The 14,168-nt window shown below is 37.8% G+C and carries 19 protein-coding genes; 12 read left to right on the top strand and 7 right to left on the bottom strand.

Features of this window, described 5'->3' with window-relative positions; all coding sequences use genetic code 11:
- Nucleotides 1-39 precede the first annotated feature (39 nt).
- From pepD to ACMAYL_RS05325, 3 genes are read left to right on the top strand one after another with little or no spacing between them, the layout of a single operon-like run.
- Entirely contained in the window at nucleotides 40-1,470 is a 1,431-nt protein-coding gene (pepD, locus tag ACMAYL_RS05335; RefSeq protein ID WP_103216559.1) for a beta-Ala-His dipeptidase, read from the top strand.
- Nucleotides 1,470-1,823 carry a hypothetical protein gene (locus ACMAYL_RS05330; RefSeq protein ID WP_103216560.1) on the top strand — a complete coding sequence of 118 codons (354 nt, stop codon included), beginning with the start codon at nucleotides 1,470-1,472 and terminating at the stop codon, nucleotides 1,821-1,823. The genes pepD and ACMAYL_RS05330 overlap by 1 nt, the downstream gene beginning before the upstream one ends.
- Nucleotides 1,824-1,858: 35 nt before the next feature.
- A complete protein-coding gene (locus ACMAYL_RS05325) occupies nucleotides 1,859-4,006 on the top strand; it encodes a hypothetical protein (RefSeq protein WP_103216561.1) in 2,148 nt (715 codons plus the stop codon).
- Between the two features lie 35 nt (nucleotides 4,007-4,041).
- On the opposite strand, the gene ACMAYL_RS05320 is transcribed toward ACMAYL_RS05325, so the two are convergent.
- Nucleotides 4,042-4,935, bottom strand: a complete 894-nt coding sequence (locus ACMAYL_RS05320; protein WP_103216562.1) for a 1,4-dihydroxy-2-naphthoyl-CoA synthase — start codon at nucleotides 4,933-4,935, stop codon at nucleotides 4,042-4,044.
- Nucleotides 4,936-5,046: 111 nt separating this feature from the next.
- Here ACMAYL_RS05320 and ACMAYL_RS05315 point away from each other — a divergent pair, with 111 nt between their 5' ends.
- Complete coding sequence (locus tag ACMAYL_RS05315; RefSeq protein WP_103216563.1) at nucleotides 5,047-5,343, top strand: hypothetical protein; 297 nt, start codon at nucleotides 5,047-5,049, stop codon at nucleotides 5,341-5,343.
- A gap of 15 nt (nucleotides 5,344-5,358) precedes the next feature.
- Here ACMAYL_RS05315 and ACMAYL_RS05310 read toward each other — a convergent pair whose 3' ends face one another.
- On the bottom strand, nucleotides 5,359-5,709 hold the full coding sequence (locus ACMAYL_RS05310) for a NirD/YgiW/YdeI family stress tolerance protein (RefSeq protein ID WP_103216564.1): 351 nt from the start codon (nucleotides 5,707-5,709) through the stop codon (nucleotides 5,359-5,361).
- A gap of 64 nt (nucleotides 5,710-5,773) precedes the next feature.
- On the opposite strand from ACMAYL_RS05310, the gene ACMAYL_RS05305 reads away from it, so the two are divergent.
- Nucleotides 5,774-6,184: a hypothetical protein gene (locus ACMAYL_RS05305; protein ID WP_392991115.1), complete on the top strand. Its 411-nt coding sequence runs from the start codon at nucleotides 5,774-5,776 to the stop codon at nucleotides 6,182-6,184.
- On the opposite strand, the gene ACMAYL_RS05300 is transcribed toward ACMAYL_RS05305, so the two are convergent.
- Nucleotides 6,185-6,664, bottom strand: coding sequence for a globin domain-containing protein (locus ACMAYL_RS05300; RefSeq protein WP_103216566.1), 480 nt, complete (start codon nucleotides 6,662-6,664; stop codon nucleotides 6,185-6,187). It lies immediately after the preceding gene.
- Between the two features lie 124 nt (nucleotides 6,665-6,788).
- Here ACMAYL_RS05300 and ACMAYL_RS05295 point away from each other — a divergent pair, with 124 nt between their 5' ends.
- The 3 genes from ACMAYL_RS05295 to ACMAYL_RS05285 all read left to right on the top strand — a co-directional run bounded on the left by ACMAYL_RS05295 (nucleotide 6,789) and on the right by ACMAYL_RS05285 (nucleotide 8,719).
- Nucleotides 6,789-7,808, top strand: coding sequence for an ABC transporter ATP-binding protein (locus tag ACMAYL_RS05295; RefSeq protein ID WP_392991119.1), 1,020 nt, complete (start codon nucleotides 6,789-6,791; stop codon nucleotides 7,806-7,808).
- Nucleotides 7,809-7,901: 93 nt separating this feature from the next.
- Nucleotides 7,902-8,447: a YceI family protein gene (locus ACMAYL_RS05290; RefSeq protein WP_103216568.1), complete on the top strand. Its 546-nt coding sequence runs from the start codon at nucleotides 7,902-7,904 to the stop codon at nucleotides 8,445-8,447.
- A gap of 86 nt (nucleotides 8,448-8,533) precedes the next feature.
- Nucleotides 8,534-8,719 (top strand): hypothetical protein, encoded by a 186-nt coding sequence (locus ACMAYL_RS05285; protein ID WP_392991121.1) that lies wholly within the window; start codon nucleotides 8,534-8,536, stop codon nucleotides 8,717-8,719.
- On the opposite strand, the gene ACMAYL_RS05280 is transcribed toward ACMAYL_RS05285, so the two are convergent.
- Nucleotides 8,720-9,544, bottom strand: coding sequence for an RluA family pseudouridine synthase (locus tag ACMAYL_RS05280; RefSeq protein ID WP_103216570.1), 825 nt, complete (start codon nucleotides 9,542-9,544; stop codon nucleotides 8,720-8,722). It lies immediately after the preceding gene.
- A 3-nt stretch (nucleotides 9,545-9,547) separates the two neighbouring features.
- Nucleotides 9,548-9,934: a hypothetical protein gene (locus ACMAYL_RS05275; protein ID WP_103216571.1), complete on the bottom strand. Its 387-nt coding sequence runs from the start codon at nucleotides 9,932-9,934 to the stop codon at nucleotides 9,548-9,550.
- Here ACMAYL_RS05275 and ACMAYL_RS05270 point away from each other — a divergent pair.
- The 3 genes from ACMAYL_RS05270 to lgt are packed head-to-tail and all read left to right on the top strand — an operon-like array spanning nucleotide 9,883 to nucleotide 12,069.
- Nucleotides 9,883-10,782, top strand: coding sequence for a radical SAM protein (locus ACMAYL_RS05270; protein WP_103216572.1), 900 nt, complete (start codon nucleotides 9,883-9,885; stop codon nucleotides 10,780-10,782). The two genes, ACMAYL_RS05275 and ACMAYL_RS05270, sit on opposite strands and share 52 nt — an antisense overlap.
- A 22-nt stretch (nucleotides 10,783-10,804) precedes the next feature.
- Nucleotides 10,805-11,272 (top strand): DUF2489 domain-containing protein, encoded by a 468-nt coding sequence (locus ACMAYL_RS05265; RefSeq protein ID WP_103216573.1) that lies wholly within the window; start codon nucleotides 10,805-10,807, stop codon nucleotides 11,270-11,272.
- Entirely contained in the window at nucleotides 11,272-12,069 is a 798-nt protein-coding gene (lgt, locus tag ACMAYL_RS05260) for a prolipoprotein diacylglyceryl transferase (protein ID WP_103216574.1), read from the top strand. Before ACMAYL_RS05265 ends, lgt begins: the two co-directional genes overlap by 1 nt.
- Here lgt and ACMAYL_RS05255 read toward each other — a convergent pair.
- Nucleotides 12,026-12,232 (bottom strand): hypothetical protein, encoded by a 207-nt coding sequence (locus ACMAYL_RS05255; protein WP_103216575.1) that lies wholly within the window; start codon nucleotides 12,230-12,232, stop codon nucleotides 12,026-12,028. The two genes, lgt and ACMAYL_RS05255, sit on opposite strands and share 44 nt — an antisense overlap.
- A gap of 91 nt (nucleotides 12,233-12,323) precedes the next feature.
- On the opposite strand from ACMAYL_RS05255, the gene serS reads away from it, so the two are divergent.
- The gene (gene serS, locus ACMAYL_RS05250; protein WP_392991126.1) at nucleotides 12,324-13,604 is read left to right on the top strand and encodes a serine--tRNA ligase; all 1,281 of its coding nucleotides are present in this window, start codon (nucleotides 12,324-12,326) and stop codon (nucleotides 13,602-13,604) included.
- 4 nt (nucleotides 13,605-13,608) lie between these two features.
- On the opposite strand, the gene ACMAYL_RS05245 is transcribed toward serS, so the two are convergent.
- Entirely contained in the window at nucleotides 13,609-14,145 is a 537-nt protein-coding gene (locus ACMAYL_RS05245) for a GNAT family N-acetyltransferase (RefSeq protein WP_146037751.1), read from the bottom strand.
- Nucleotides 14,146-14,168: the final 23 nt, after the last annotated feature.

Here is a 14,168-nt window from a genome sequence, read left to right as displayed (position 1 = left end):
ATAGTAGATTGTTTATAAACATAACAAGTAGGTTATTTTATGAATCAATCACGTGTCGATCAATTAAGTCCAAAATATGTTTGGTCAAATTTTCAAAAATTACTAGATACTCCTAGGCCTAGCTACCACGAAGAGGCAGTACAAACTTTATTACTTCTATTTGGAAAGAGTTTAGGTTTAGAAACATATCGTGACGAAGTAAACAATGTCATTATCAAAAAGCCTGGTCAGCTAGGGGGGGAGAACTCGGCTCCTATTATCCTTCAAGGCCATCTTGATATGGTTGCTCAAAAAAATGAAGGTAACTCACATGATTTCAAAATAGATCCTATCACGACGATTATCGATGGTGATTGGGTACGTGCAAATGGAACAACTCTAGGTGCGGATAATGGTATTGGTTGTGCCTTTGCGATGGGACTTCTTGAAAGTAAAGATATTGCACACCCTCCATTAGAATGTGTTTTTACAGCTTGTGAAGAAGCAGGAATGCATGGAGCAATTGGGCTAAAGGGTGATCACTTCGAAGGTAAGATTATGCTTAATCTTGATACTGAAGAAGAAGATGAGCTAATTATTGGATGTGCCGGTGGTGTTGATTTAATTTTTGAAAAAGAATTTAATCAAATAGCTGCTAAAGGCGTACGTCAAAGAATTGCAATTAAAGGTTTAAAAGGTGGACACTCTGGAATTGACATTCACCGTGGCCGTCTTAATGCAAATAAGTTAATCCCAAATGTTTTTGCAGGCGTTGATGATATCCAACTTGTATCAATAAAGGGCGGCTCTTTAAGAAATGCTATTGCAAGAGAAGCTTTTGTTGACTTCTATACAAGCGAAGTGAACCTTCCAAAGATTCGTGAAAACTTTGAATCTCTTTGGGAGAAAAATCAACATGCAGAAGGTGGCCTAAAATTTGAATTGGCCACTTTAAATGAAGAAGCAAATGCTCTTTCAATTGAGGACTCTAAGCTAGTCCTATCTGCAATTAGTAATTGTCAACACGGTGTAAAAGCTTGGGATCAACACTTTGAAGGTGTCGTGGAGACATCGACAAACTTAGGTGTTATCACTCTTGAAGCTGGAAAGTTTAATATGGCAAATCTCATTCGTAGTGCGAGTGAAGAGGCGAGAGATAACTTTGCTCAAGAAATGATTTCAGCTCAAAAAGATCTCGATGGGAAGGCCATTCTTGAAGGAGCATATCCTGGATGGAAACCAAATCCAGAATCTAAGATTCTTTCAATTACAGGAGAGGTCTTTAAAGACTTAAGAGGTAAAGCTCCTAAGATTTCATCTATTCACGCAGGCCTTGAATGTGGAATCCTTTCTAAAGCGATGCCAGATGTAGACATCATTAGCTTTGGCCCGACGATTACTGGTGCCCATTCTCCTGATGAGCAAGTTTCAATTGCTTCAGTTGAAAAGACTTGGCTTTTATTTTTAGAAGTCGTTAAAAGGCTAATGTAATGCTCACTATTGGCATACAAAATAATATTCTAACTCTCTTTGTTTATTTGATCGTAGTTCAAATACCAATGATTATTACTTACATCTTTGCCAAAGATTTGGGAATTTCGAACCTGTGGTTATACTTTGTTTGTCTTATCATTGGACTGAGGATCGCTTTTTTTAAAGATCAGCACTTTAAGAAGAAAATCGAATCAAAGCTATTTAAACAACTTCAGTTAAAGAATGGTAAATCTCCTTCAAAAAGTGAGATTGTTAAGGCCTTGAATTTAACGATAAGCCTCAGAGATATAATTTTCTTTGGTAACTTAATTATCGTATTAATTTTAACGGCAATTTTTAATCAATTTTAAGTTCGATAAAATGACGTAATCTCGATAAGAATGGTGTGGAATATAAGTATATTTACACCATTCTTATTCTCATCTTTCTTCTTGAAGGCTGCCAAGAACGTAGTCGTACGATTAGTTCTGTCAATACTACTCAGCAACTTGTAAAAGGATCCCTTACAGCACATTTAGTCTCTAGAAGATTAAATGGACAAAGAGTTGTTATTGAAGGGGAATGTACAAATAATCTTTTGATATCTTTTTTTTCAAATAACTTGGCAAGAGATCAGGCATACACTTCTCAATGCTTTGATGACAAGTATCGCAAGGTTTTATTCTTTCAAGATAATATCGAAGGTCGCCAGGACGTTTTTATTACTCAAGATGGTTATTCAATTACCATTTCAATTCCTAATGTGGTGACAAAGAAGCCTGGAAAAGTTGTCGTTGATACGCCGATGGCCGGATATTACTACGGGCGTACTATTTACGTTTCTGGTCGATGTAAGAAAAAAGGAACGGTCTTTATAAGAGGTAGCTATATTGCAGACTTTGTGAAAACTGCAGGTTGTTCTAACGGTATATTTCTTGCGCCAATCTATTTTTCAAAAATCAATGCCGAAAGTATTGAGACTTATCTTTATATTAATCAAGTTGATGAATATGGTAACAGTTCTGATTTTACTGTTAGGCCAATTAAATTTAGAAATGATGATCATTCAATTTTTCTAAGTGAGACTATCGTCGGTGTCTTTGATGATAACCTCGATATCATCGGTACTTGTAAAGGTTTTGATCGCGTTAGTGTTGATGGGAATATTATTGACTGTCTCAATGGAAACTTCAGTTATAAACTTGATATTTTGGCACGAAAGAAGTCTGGACAAATGCTTTACCAGGTTCCTATCGAAGGGTTAAATGGGGACTTTCGATCAAATCTTAGAATGTTGTTTTATTATTTTAAGCAAGCCGAAACTTCACCTCACTTTATTGCTCCTAAAGGAAAGTACGATGAAGGGGCAAGAGGTCGTCATATTATCAGTGGGACCTGTGGTCGCTCTTATCTCAATGGTCATGTAAGGTTATACACAAAAAAATCAGAGAATATTATTCTTAATGGCCATAACATCCCTCTAAGACAAGATGATGGCGCATTTATTGTTTATCCTGAAGAATATGATCTTGAGGGGGAGACAACCATCTTTGCAGAATGCCATGACTTCTATATTGATTATAAAACAAATAACTTCTCAACTTCATTTGATTATATTCCTTCAGATGATATTAGACTTGCCCCTAAAGGGATTGATATCTTTTCGATGGATCATCTAATCGAAGGCGACTGTTCTCAAGGGAGCTATGTTCGCTTACTTGATGTGAGCAATGAAAATGTTGAACAGGTAAATTGTCTTAATGGACATTACTCGATGATCAACTCTAGTTCTCATATGCTTTCTAGAAATCAATATGAAATTTATGAAGTAAATCTCTTTGAAAGTTATCAAGGTGCAAAGCAGGTGATTGATGTTAACTATAGCTACTCCGTCGCATTTCCATATCGCTTTATTCATGAATCTCCGGTTCCTAACTGGGGCTCAAAGGTGGCTCCGTTAAGGTTTTATTGGAATCATCAATACAAATCAGAGGTAAATGAGATTTACTACGGATACTACTCTAAAGAAAGTTATCTACAAGTTGAATGGAAGAAACTCCCGCAAAATACAAATCAACTACTTCTTGATGGCCATGATTTAATTAGATTAGGTTATAAAGAGTGTGAAGAGGTTCAAGTATACTTTCAATCAGTTGATAAGAGGAATCGAAAATCAGTCATTATCGAGACAAATCCTATACGTTTTGATTTTACCCCTCCTGATGAAAAAGAAGTTGCTCGAATTGATTATTCACCATTATTTAGAAAACAATTACCAAAATTCCACTTTAAAGATGCCGATGATAATTGTGTGAGTGCTGATAAACTATTTTATAAGTACACTCTTTATCAAGTGATCCTCTCTGGTGAAAATGAATCCGAAATATTGGACCGTAAAACGATCGATGAATTTACTGTATCAAGTCATTTCAGCGAGAATTTTTTTAAAAGAAAATATGATCTTGAAGGTTTCTATCAAATAGGGGTGACAATAATTGATCGAGGTCAAAATGCAACAAAAGAATATTTATCAACAATTTTCTCATGGAAGTAGAGAGAACGAGGGGGCATGGAGGCCCCCGTTTTATTTTAGTAATGCCAAGGAAATTGTGAGAAGTCTTTTTCACGCTTTTCAACGAAAGCATCACGGCCTTCTTGTGCTTCAGCAGTTCCGTAAGCTAGTCGAGTTGCTTCACCAGCAAAAAGCTGTTGACCAACTAAACCATCATCAAGAAGATTGAATCCAAATTTAAGCATACGCATTGCTGTTGGTGACTTTGAATTCATCTCTTTGGCCCACTCAAGCGCAACCTTCTCAAGGTCTGCATGAGGAACAACTTTATTTACCATACCCATTTGAAATGCTTCTTCGGCGCTATAGTTGAAACCACAGAAGAAGATTTCACGTGCACGTTTTTGTCCACATTGACGAGCAAGATATGCTGAACCGTAACCAGAGTCAAATGAAGCAACGTCTGGATCCGTTTGTTTAAAGATTGCATGCTCTTTTGAAGCGATCGTCATGTCACAAACTACGTGAAGTGAATGTCCACCACCAACTGCCCAACCAGGAACTACTGCAACAACTACTTTTGGCATAAAACGAATTAGTCTTTGCACCTCAAGGATGTGAAGTCTTCCAAGTTTTGCTGGGTCTGGAGTTCCGTCACCATCAACATATTTATATCCGTCTTTTCCACGAATTCTTTGATCGCCACCTGAGCAGAATGCCCAACCACCATCTTTTGGTGATGGTCCGTTTCCTGTAATAAGAACAACACCAACATCACTCCACATTCTTGCGTGATCTAAGGCGCGGTATAGCTCATCAACTGTTTGAGGTCTAAATGCGTTGCGACACTCTGGGCGATTGAATGCAATCCTAACTGTCCCTTGATCTACAGCGCGGTGGTATGTAATGTCCTTGAAATCGAAGCCTTCAACTTCTTTCCAAGCACTTGGGTCAAAAATATCTGAAACCATGTGATCTCCTTATTGTTTCGCTCAATATAAAATGCCTGAGCTAAAGTGTCATTCATAACTTTATGTGCGGCCAGTCTAAACAAAATGTCAGGGTTGTGAGTTAATGGATGGATGAAAAATCTCATTCTTATTACATTTCTATTCTTTTTAGCCTCCAATGTGAGTGCAGATGTAACTGTCGTTGTGGATGGTACTCGTTATTATTGTACTGAAGATGGCAGGCCACCTCAGGATCGTCAGTGGCGATGCGTTGCCCATTGTGCTTCAAGAACTTCTGATGGCGAATGTCGTAGGTATAAAGAAGATTTCTGTGGAATCAATGCGGCCTGTACTCCTTATTGCGACTCTCGTGCTTCAGATGGTGAATGTCGTCGCTACGGAGATGATATTTGTCGCTCAGAGGATTAGTAGGCAAATAGCTGACTAAGGCTTAATGACTTCAAGCTCTTCTATTTCAACATAGAAGTGCTTTGATTCGTTATCTGTTTCACCCTTCAGTAGAAAGAGGGTTTGATAATTATAGTCAGTATCTAGGCCAAATAACTTCTCAGGAATTCTCACGAGAATCATGCCCTCTTGGTCTTGAACGAGGTAGTAGTTATTTTTGAGCTTCTTATGAATTCGTGCTTTTAAAGCAACTTCTGCACCATCACTAGGGTTTCTCTTTAATATTGTCGAAGAGTAGACACTTCCTTGTTTTTGGCCCAAAAATGTTTTTGAACTGCCACAAGAAGTTAAAATAAAAATTAGCGTGGTAAGGAATAATTTATTCATAGCAATTATTATATTTAAGTCGTTGGCCTTTGACTATAGGGCAAGAGCTAGAGATAATTAACTCATGAAATTAATCACTCTCTTATTATTTACTCAATTATCATTTGCTAGTATTGGTGGGAAATGGATTGGTGAAGGTGTTGCAAAAACTCCAAAATCAACTCAAAAATGTTCTCAAATCTATTTTAAGCTTTTTTACGATGCTTCGAAATTTAAAATACAAGAGGGTGGATATAATTGTAATGGCCTTAGTGCTGAATATCCCTATTCTGTCTTTGAGGTAAGAGGGCCGCTTCTTTATTACAAAGGAGAGGTTTCTGGCTTCATTAACAATGACGAGCTTACAATTTATTCAAAAGAAGACGGCTTTACTTTACGTTTCTACTTCGTTGCAGAAGATGAAGTTGAAGTAAGTGAAACGTGGCAAGAAGGTAGTGATTATTTAACAATCAAATCAACACTTTTTAGAAAGTAGTTAGGCTGCCTTTTTAAAAGAGTCGACATGTTCTTTCTTCTCTAAAAATTCTTCAAACTCTCTACGCAGGGTCGCATCCACCATGCCGTCAGAAATATACTCTGCGATATAGTAGAAGCAATCGCGCCATGCTGTCTCTAGTTTAGGAGTCCAAGAATTCATATGAAAAAGCATTAATGTTTGAATGAAGGCTTCTTCAAATATTGGAAAATAAGTCTCTGAAACTTCGTATTTAATCTGGTTTCCGCCAAGTCCCTGCAGGTAGTATTTCAGGTATTCCGGGTTCTTTAAATTATTTATTGTTATACTTAGGGCCCTAATAAAGGATGCCTTTAGTTGCTCTCGATCAGCATGAGCAAATACTTTCTGCATACCTGGTTCGAGAATAACGACATTATCAAAGAAAGCATTTGTGAAATTTTTTAAATTGGGCTCAATTCTCGCAAATGATTCAATAATCAGATCCTTGTCAAAATTCATAAAGACTCCTTAGGGGTTTAATTTACTTGTCGTAGGCAACATTTTTTCTTTTGAACAAAGATTTCTTAAATTCTGCTTAAACCCTGTATTTACAGATTGTCTTCATTGGGAGAGTCTAGGGTTAATGAAAGTATTAGCGGTAAATAATTTAACTTATAATTTTGATCAAAAATCAATTTGTCAGTTTGATAAGATCTCTTTCGATCTCCATAAGGGTGAGGTTTTAACACTTCTTGGTCCTTCTGGAACAGGCAAGACGACTTTATTTAATATTCTTACGGGAAAGCTAACTCCCTTAAGTGGAGAAGTTGAGAAGGCCGAGAACTTAAAAATTGAGATGGTTTCAGGTGTTGATAATCTTAACTGGGACCTAACGGTTTTTGAAAATATTGAAAGTCATTTACTGGCCCATGAGCCAAGTGCTGATACGAATCGCGTACGTGATATGATTGAAATCTTTGGCCTTGAATATAAAGATCATAAGAAGCTCGATCAACTTTCGGCGGGACAATTGCAAAGACTTCTTTTTGCGAGATCAATGGTTGTCGCACCAGACGTTCTTTTACTAGATGAACCATTTTCTAATATTGATGAATTTCTAAAGGCTACCTTGTGCCATGAAATTTTTGAAATTTTCAAAGAAAATGAAATCTCATTACTTTTTGTCACTCACAACTTGAAAGAAGCTTATTCATTAAGTGATCGAATTATTTATCTTAGTGGTGCAAAACTTCAAACATATCAAAGGCCTCAAGACTTCTATGACAGGCCACTCTCAATTGATGCCGCTCGTTTCGGGGGAATGATTAATCTCGTTGCAGGACCAATCACAGAGAGGAAAGGTGAGCGTGTCGTTGTTAAGAACGACTTTGGTCAATTTGAAGTAACTGATAATCTCAAAACAAATAATCAATTTGTTTATCTGGCCTTTCGTCCAAAATACCTAAAGCTTGTTGAAGGTGAGGGACAACTAAAAGGACGAGTTAAGTCGATAATTAGGCACGGAGAGTATGACTTTGTTGAAGTTGCGACAATGAACGCAAAAATTCTAAGATTCCAATTGGCCGACTCTTCTCAAGTGAGCATTGGCTCACAAGTTAAACTAGCTATTGATCTTGAGAATGCCTTTCTTTTACCGGTTTAACCAAACTTTAAGAAAACTTAGTTATTAGCGCATCTCGTTTTCTCTTAGAATACTTACAACTATTAACGTTGTTATGTTTTTGGAGGATAGTGAATGAAGTTGCTGATTATCGGTTTTTGTATTTTACTTTCTATTCTAGCGTTCGCTAAAGAGATCGATACAGATAAAAGCTTTTTGAAATGGCATGCAAGTAAAGTTGGTGGCAAGCACTGGGGCCATGTTAAATTTCAAAAAGGAACGATTGAGCACAATGATAAAGGAGAACCTGTTAAGGGAATTTTTACTGTGCAGATGAATACAATCGATGTGCGTGATCTTGAAGGTGAGTGGAAGGATAAGCTACAAAATCATCTTCGCCAAAGTGACTTCTTTGAGATCGAAAAATATCCAACGGCGATGATGGAAACAAAATCAATTACAAAGATTGCAAAGAATAAATATAAAGTCGTTGCTGACTTTAAGATTAAGAAAATTACACGTCCACTAACATTCGATATGATCTACGATGGCAAGAAGGCCACGGGGAAAGTTAGCTTTGACCGAACAAAATTTGGCATTAAATATCGATCATCTTTATTGGGCACTGTGGCAGATAAGGTTATTCACGACAAAGTTGATTTAGAATTCAACGTTCAATAGCTTGATATTACATTCTTAAAATGAACACGTAGCATAAGTCTAAGTAATAGATGCACGTCAGTTTAATCTATGTTAAGTTTTGGCGTATGAAAGCCGGAAGAATCGACATCGCATTTTTTGAAAAAGACCAATACTTATTTCCAATCAATAGAAGAAGTAAGAATCCAATCGTCGACTATAAAAATGAACTCGTTAAAAAATCAATTGCGAAAGAGCTTAACTTGAAAGTTAAGAATATCTCGTTAGATAGTATTAAAAATACAAAGAAGTAATTAAAATAATCTCTTTTCTTCAGGAAGCTCAACAGTCACTAAATTTCCACTTCTCCACGGATCATCAAAAACTAATTTTGAAGCGATAAGGGCAAGACCTGTGTCGTTTCCATTACCTTTACCATAACGATTATCTCCCATAACTGGAAAACCAAGTTCAGTAAATTGGATACGAATCTGGTGTTTACGGCCTGTGATAAGATTAACTTCTACAAGAGCAGTTTTATCGAGGTATTTCTTCACTTCATATTCTAGAACAGCATCCTTTCCATCAATAACACTCTCAAGACGCTTAACTTTTTCTGGCTTCCCTTTGACTTCGGCCTGATACGTCTTTTGAATTTTGTGATTCTTAATTTGATCAGAAAACGCTCGAGCAGCTTTCTTTGTATATGCAATCATCATAAGGCCTGCTGTTTCTTTATCTAGCCTGTGAATGAGAAAAGGTTCGCGACCAGTGCGCTTGTGAACTTCGCGGAGAATTGTGTATTCATCGCCATACTTTGTCCCCTGACATAGAAGTCCAGCAGGTTTGAAGTAAACGCCATAGTGGTGAGTTTCATGCATACATTGAACTGAACTCATATCGAATTCACCGATATTTGGATCGACATATAATTTAATTGTTTGGCCGCGCTTTATTTCTGTCTTGGCCTTGCGAATACGTTCTGGCTTTGCAGTCTTTGTCCAACAAGCACCTTGTTTCATAAGATTTTTGATCTTAATTTTTGAAAGCTCAATTCCTGACTTCGCACATTTTTCTGCAAGTAGGTCCGCTGCTGTTGTATCTGTATTGGCCTTGGCCGTAATGCTAAATTTAGTCATAAATTAATATCCGTTAAAGTAAGGACAACCGCTGCATCCACTCTGGCAACAGTCATTAATATCGGCCTCTTCATCAATTCTAAGGTTTGGTGAAACAAGAGATAGGCTATATGTTTTTATACCGCGAACATTTCCAATTAATGTGAAAAGCTCAGGGCCTTGAAGTGGAGTCTCCATTGTTCCTAAATTAAGAGATAGGGCCAGGTGGTGAGCAATCGACTTCGTATCACAAAGAATATTGAACTCAGGTTCAATATTAGAAGTAACTAGGTATTTCTCTGCATATGATTCAATGATATATTCTTTCATAAATAATCCAAATCGATTAAGGTAGCGCCATGTTTTACGATTTCCCGATAAAATATCACGAACCTGTTTTCCGTCCTCCATCTGAAGGGCGTTCTCTCCTTATACAACAAACCATTGGTTGCTCCAATAATAAATGTACATATTGCAATATGTATCGATCTAAGACTTATAAAGAGAGAAACAGCGTCGAGGTAATCGAGGATATCAGAAAGGCGGCAGCTTACTATCGTCGATTTGAGATGCGTCCCTCTAAAGTATTTTTATGTGATGGAGATGCGCTTGGGGCACCAACTGAAGACCTCTACAAAAGTCTTTTGGCAATTGGCGAGGAGTTTGGGGATATTCGCGTCGGTGTCTACGCAACAGCTCAGAATATGCTGGATAAATCAGAAGATGAGCTTCGTTACCTAAAGGAAGCAGGGCTTGGAATCGCTTATCTTGGGATGGAGTCTGGTTGTGACAAGGTTCTCCATATGACGGTTAAGGGCAATAGCGCCCAAGATATGATTGATGGATCAAAAAAAGTCATGGATGCAGGGATGAAATTATCGGTGATTGCCATGCTTGGGCTTGGTGGGAAGAAACATACAGAGACCCATGTGGCCGAGACGGCGAGAGTTCTTTCTGAAATTTCACCAGATTACCTGTCATTTCTTACGACAATGGCGGTTGAGGGGACTCCGTATTACCGAATGGTACAACGAGGCTTTGAAATGCTTACGACTAAGGAGATACTAGGGGAGATGCACGACATTCTCTCTGGGATAAAAGCCTCTCGAGAAATTTTACTTAGAATTAATCACGTCTCAAATATGTATCCAATTGGAGGGAGTCTTCCTCAAGATCAGTCCACGATAATTCAGCAGGTTAAGCAGTGGTTTGTTGAAGCTCCAGAGGGAACATATCCACCAAAACCTTCACATATGTAGGATTTAGCAGTATAAATTGGCCATGACTCAAGAACAGTACAATATCGCATTTATCATTTTATCAGTTTTAGTATTTATCCTTTCAATGGGGGTAGGCTTTTTCTATATTAAGCTTAAAGAAGAGACGAGAAAGCGCATTGCTGAACATGACAAGATGGAAGCAAAGGAAAAAGAGCGCCAGGCATTCGTGCGCGATAGTCTTATTACAATTGCTCGTGCCTTTGTTCAAAAACAATGTGAGGCAAGTGAAGCCTGTATTCGTTTAAGAATGCTTATTGACCGCGTGGACTTTGTTGAAAACGAAGAGTATCCGATTATCTTTTCAATGTATGAGGAAATTAAACATTTCCCAACTCACCAATCTCGAAAAGAGCTATCAAAACAAGAGCGTTTCTCACAAGATAAAGAGAGATTTGCAATTGAAGACAAACACATGGATAATTTAACTAACGAGTGTAATAAGCTAATCACAAATCTCACGGTTAATTAATGCAATACTATGTCCACAATCTTAATCCAATTGCTCTCGATTTTTTGGGAGTTAAGATTGCTTGGTATTGGTTGGCCTACTTCTTTGGCTACTTCTGGACACTTTATTTAGGAAAATACCTCATAAAAAGAGAGGGACTAAGTGTCTCTTTTCATCACTATCTAAATTATTTATTCACTGGCTTCTTTATGATGCTTGCAGGTGGAAAGCTCTTTTATATCTTCTTTTATAATTTTAATTACTATGCACAAGACTTAAAGCGCGTTTTCTATTTTTGGCAAGGTGGCATGAGCTTTCATGGTGCACTTATTGGTGGAGCTCTTTGGACATATTATTACGCTAAAAAGCACGGACTTAAATTCTTTGCCCTAACAGATATTGTCCTAACAAGTGTAGGCCCGGCCATTATGTTTGGGCGAATCGCAAATTTTATCAATGGAGAACTTGCGGGGAGAGTGACAGATGTTTCTTGGGCAGTGATTTTTCCAAGACTTTACGACTCAAGCCCTCGCCATCCTTCACAGCTTTATGAAGCCTTCCTCGAAGGATTTGTCCTATTTCTCATTTTATTTACTTTGAAAAAGAATTTAAAAAGACCAGCTTTAAACTCTGGCCTTTTTCTTATCATTTATGGAATTGGTCGCTTCATTGTTGAGTTCTTTAGAACTCCTGATCCACAAATTGGGCTCTTCTTTAACCTGTTTTCTGTGGGACAATTCTATTGTCTAGCAATGATTTTGATTGGGGCCGCTATTATTTTTTGGCCTTCTCATTTATCGCGTTCTCATACTGCTTAAGTAGTTCTGGATCGATCTCTGTTGGAGTGATTTTGCGGAAGCTCTTACGGGCATTGATCATATTCTCACACTTGTGGACAGCACCGTCTCCTTCGACTGGAACGTTTTTACGCCCATCTTTCATCCAAGTAATTTCCTTTCCACAATAACGACATGATGCCATGAGTAACTCCCTGATTTTAAAGCAATTTAGAGTGTCAATTTTAGTGGTTTTAGGTTATTCTAACAACTATAAAAATAAACTGGAGTGCATAGTGTTAGATATCAAATTTATCAGAGAAAATGTTGATTTAATGAAAGAGGTAATTGCAAATAAGCGTATCGGTCTAGACCTAGATGAGCTACTGACAATTGACTCGAAACTCTCTGAATTAAAGACAAAGCAGCAGGATTTACAAGAGAAGAGAAATGCTCACTCAAAATTAATCCCTCAGGCATCTAACGAAGACAGGCCAAAACTTATTGCTGAAGGTAAGGAAATTGCCAACGAGCTTAAGGAAATGAATCCAGAAATTAGTGATCTTGAAGAAAAACTTAAGGCACTGATGTACGTTGTTCCAATGGTTCCATCAAAAGATGCACCAGTTGGTAAAGACGATAGTGAAAACGTAGTTAGTCGTGTTGAAGGTGATAAACCAAATTTCTCATTTGCACCAAGACACCACGTTGAAATTTTAGAAATGAATGAGTGGGCAGAGTTTAAAAATATCGCAAAAGTTTGTGGTTCACGTTCTTACTCTCTTAGAAATGACATGGTTCTTTTAGAGATGGCCATGCACCGTCTTGCTCTAGATATGCTAACTGAAAAGGGATTTACACTTGTTTCATCTCCATCGATGGCAAGAGAAGATGCACTATATGGTACAGGTCACTTCCCGACAGGAAGAGAAGATGCTTACTATATTCCTGAGCACGATATCTATCTTTCAGGAACAGCTGAAGTTCAATTAAATAGTCTACACGGTGGTGAGATTCTAAGTGAATCAGATCTTCCAATTTTATATGCAGGTTTCTCTCCATGTTTTAGAGGGGAAGCAGGAAGTTATGGAAAGGATGTAAAGGGCCTAATCCGTGTACACCAATTCCAAAAAACAGAACAATTCGTAATCTGTAAAGGTGATGAAGCAGAGTCTGAAAAATGGCACAAGTCACTTCTTGAAGCAGCAGAAGAATTCTGTAAGGCGCTTGAGCTTCCATATCAAATCCTTGAAGTTTGTACGGGTGATATGGGTGCAGGTAAATTCCGTATGTACGATATTGAATGTTGGGTACCAAGTGAAGAAAAGTACCGTGAGACACACTCATGTTCAGCACTTCATGACTGGCAAGCAAGAAGAACAAATACTCGCTACAGAGATGCAGATGGAAACGTTAAGCACGTATTCACGCTAAATAATACAATGGTTGCGACTCCAAGAATTCTTGTTCCATTTATTGAAAATCATCAACAAGAAGATGGATCTGTTTATGTTCCTGAAAAACTTAGAGCATATATGGGCGGAAAAGAAGTTCTTAAAGGGCGTAACCGCCAGTAGGTGATTAAGAGGGAAGGATCAGGCTTATGGTCTGAACTCCCTGCTCACTTCGTGATAACTTGAGCTCACATCCATGCGTCTTTGTCATGGATTGGGCCAAGGCAATCATCTTCGTATTCGTATTTAACATTTCACCTTCAAGAATTTTAATCCCTCGAGACTTTGCTTCTAAGATTAATAAACCTAGTAGCTCCTTTCCAATACCAAGTCCTTGATACTTATCAATGATTGTTATCGCAAATTCTGCAACTTTTGAATTATCTCGGTGAATATCAAAACGGGCAACCCCCATTGGATGAGCAGGGGAAGTAATCGTTGCCACGCCAATGGCATAATGAAATCTCTTATCAAATTCAGTTAAATTGATAAGCTCTTTTGCTGTTAAACCTTTCTTTGCACCAAAGAAACGATGATAGATAGACTTGGGCTCCATCTCGTGCAGACCTTCAAGAAGCATTTTCTTGTCAAATGGACTAATCTCGCGAATCTGCGCCTTGTGTCCTTTAAAGTCGTAAATATGATCAAGAGCTAGAGCTTCCACATCCAAATAGTATCATAGCTTTA

Source organism: Halobacteriovorax sp. RT-2-4, assembly GCF_047085445.1.
In the GTDB taxonomy this organism is placed as follows: domain Bacteria; phylum Bdellovibrionota; class Bacteriovoracia; order Bacteriovoracales; family Bacteriovoracaceae; genus Halobacteriovorax_A.
The sequence above is the reverse complement of the archived record's forward strand: the minus strand, read 5'-3'. Positions and strand labels throughout refer to the sequence as shown.

Excerpts from the sequence above, each read along its gene's own strand:
- ACMAYL_RS05320 (WP_103216562.1), bottom strand. The coding sequence starts at position 4,935 with ATGGTTTCAGATATTTTTGACCCAAGTGCTTGGAAAGAAGTTGAAGGC.
- ACMAYL_RS05270 (WP_103216572.1), top strand. The coding sequence starts at position 9,883 with ATGTTTTACGATTTCCCGATAAAATATCACGAACCTGTTTTCCGTCCT.
- lgt (WP_103216574.1), top strand. The coding sequence starts at position 11,272 with ATGCAATACTATGTCCACAATCTTAATCCAATTGCTCTCGATTTTTTG.
- ACMAYL_RS05285 (WP_392991121.1), top strand. The coding sequence starts at position 8,534 with ATGAAAGCCGGAAGAATCGACATCGCATTTTTTGAAAAAGACCAATAC.
- ACMAYL_RS05265 (WP_103216573.1), top strand. The coding sequence starts at position 10,805 with ATGACTCAAGAACAGTACAATATCGCATTTATCATTTTATCAGTTTTA.
- ACMAYL_RS05315 (WP_103216563.1), top strand. The coding sequence starts at position 5,047 with ATGAAAAATCTCATTCTTATTACATTTCTATTCTTTTTAGCCTCCAAT.
- ACMAYL_RS05300 (WP_103216566.1), bottom strand. The coding sequence starts at position 6,664 with ATGAATTTTGACAAGGATCTGATTATTGAATCATTTGCGAGAATTGAG.
- ACMAYL_RS05255 (WP_103216575.1), bottom strand. The coding sequence starts at position 12,232 with ATGGCATCATGTCGTTATTGTGGAAAGGAAATTACTTGGATGAAAGAT.
- pepD (WP_103216559.1), top strand. The coding sequence starts at position 40 with ATGAATCAATCACGTGTCGATCAATTAAGTCCAAAATATGTTTGGTCA.
- ACMAYL_RS05305 (WP_392991115.1), top strand. The coding sequence starts at position 5,774 with ATGAAATTAATCACTCTCTTATTATTTACTCAATTATCATTTGCTAGT.
- ACMAYL_RS05295 (WP_392991119.1), top strand. The coding sequence starts at position 6,789 with ATGAAAGTATTAGCGGTAAATAATTTAACTTATAATTTTGATCAAAAA.
- ACMAYL_RS05275 (WP_103216571.1), bottom strand. The coding sequence starts at position 9,934 with ATGGAGGACGGAAAACAGGTTCGTGATATTTTATCGGGAAATCGTAAA.
- ACMAYL_RS05310 (WP_103216564.1), bottom strand. The coding sequence starts at position 5,709 with ATGAATAAATTATTCCTTACCACGCTAATTTTTATTTTAACTTCTTGT.
- ACMAYL_RS05290 (WP_103216568.1), top strand. The coding sequence starts at position 7,902 with ATGAAGTTGCTGATTATCGGTTTTTGTATTTTACTTTCTATTCTAGCG.
- ACMAYL_RS05280 (WP_103216570.1), bottom strand. The coding sequence starts at position 9,544 with ATGACTAAATTTAGCATTACGGCCAAGGCCAATACAGATACAACAGCA.
- ACMAYL_RS05330 (WP_103216560.1), top strand. The coding sequence starts at position 1,470 with ATGCTCACTATTGGCATACAAAATAATATTCTAACTCTCTTTGTTTAT.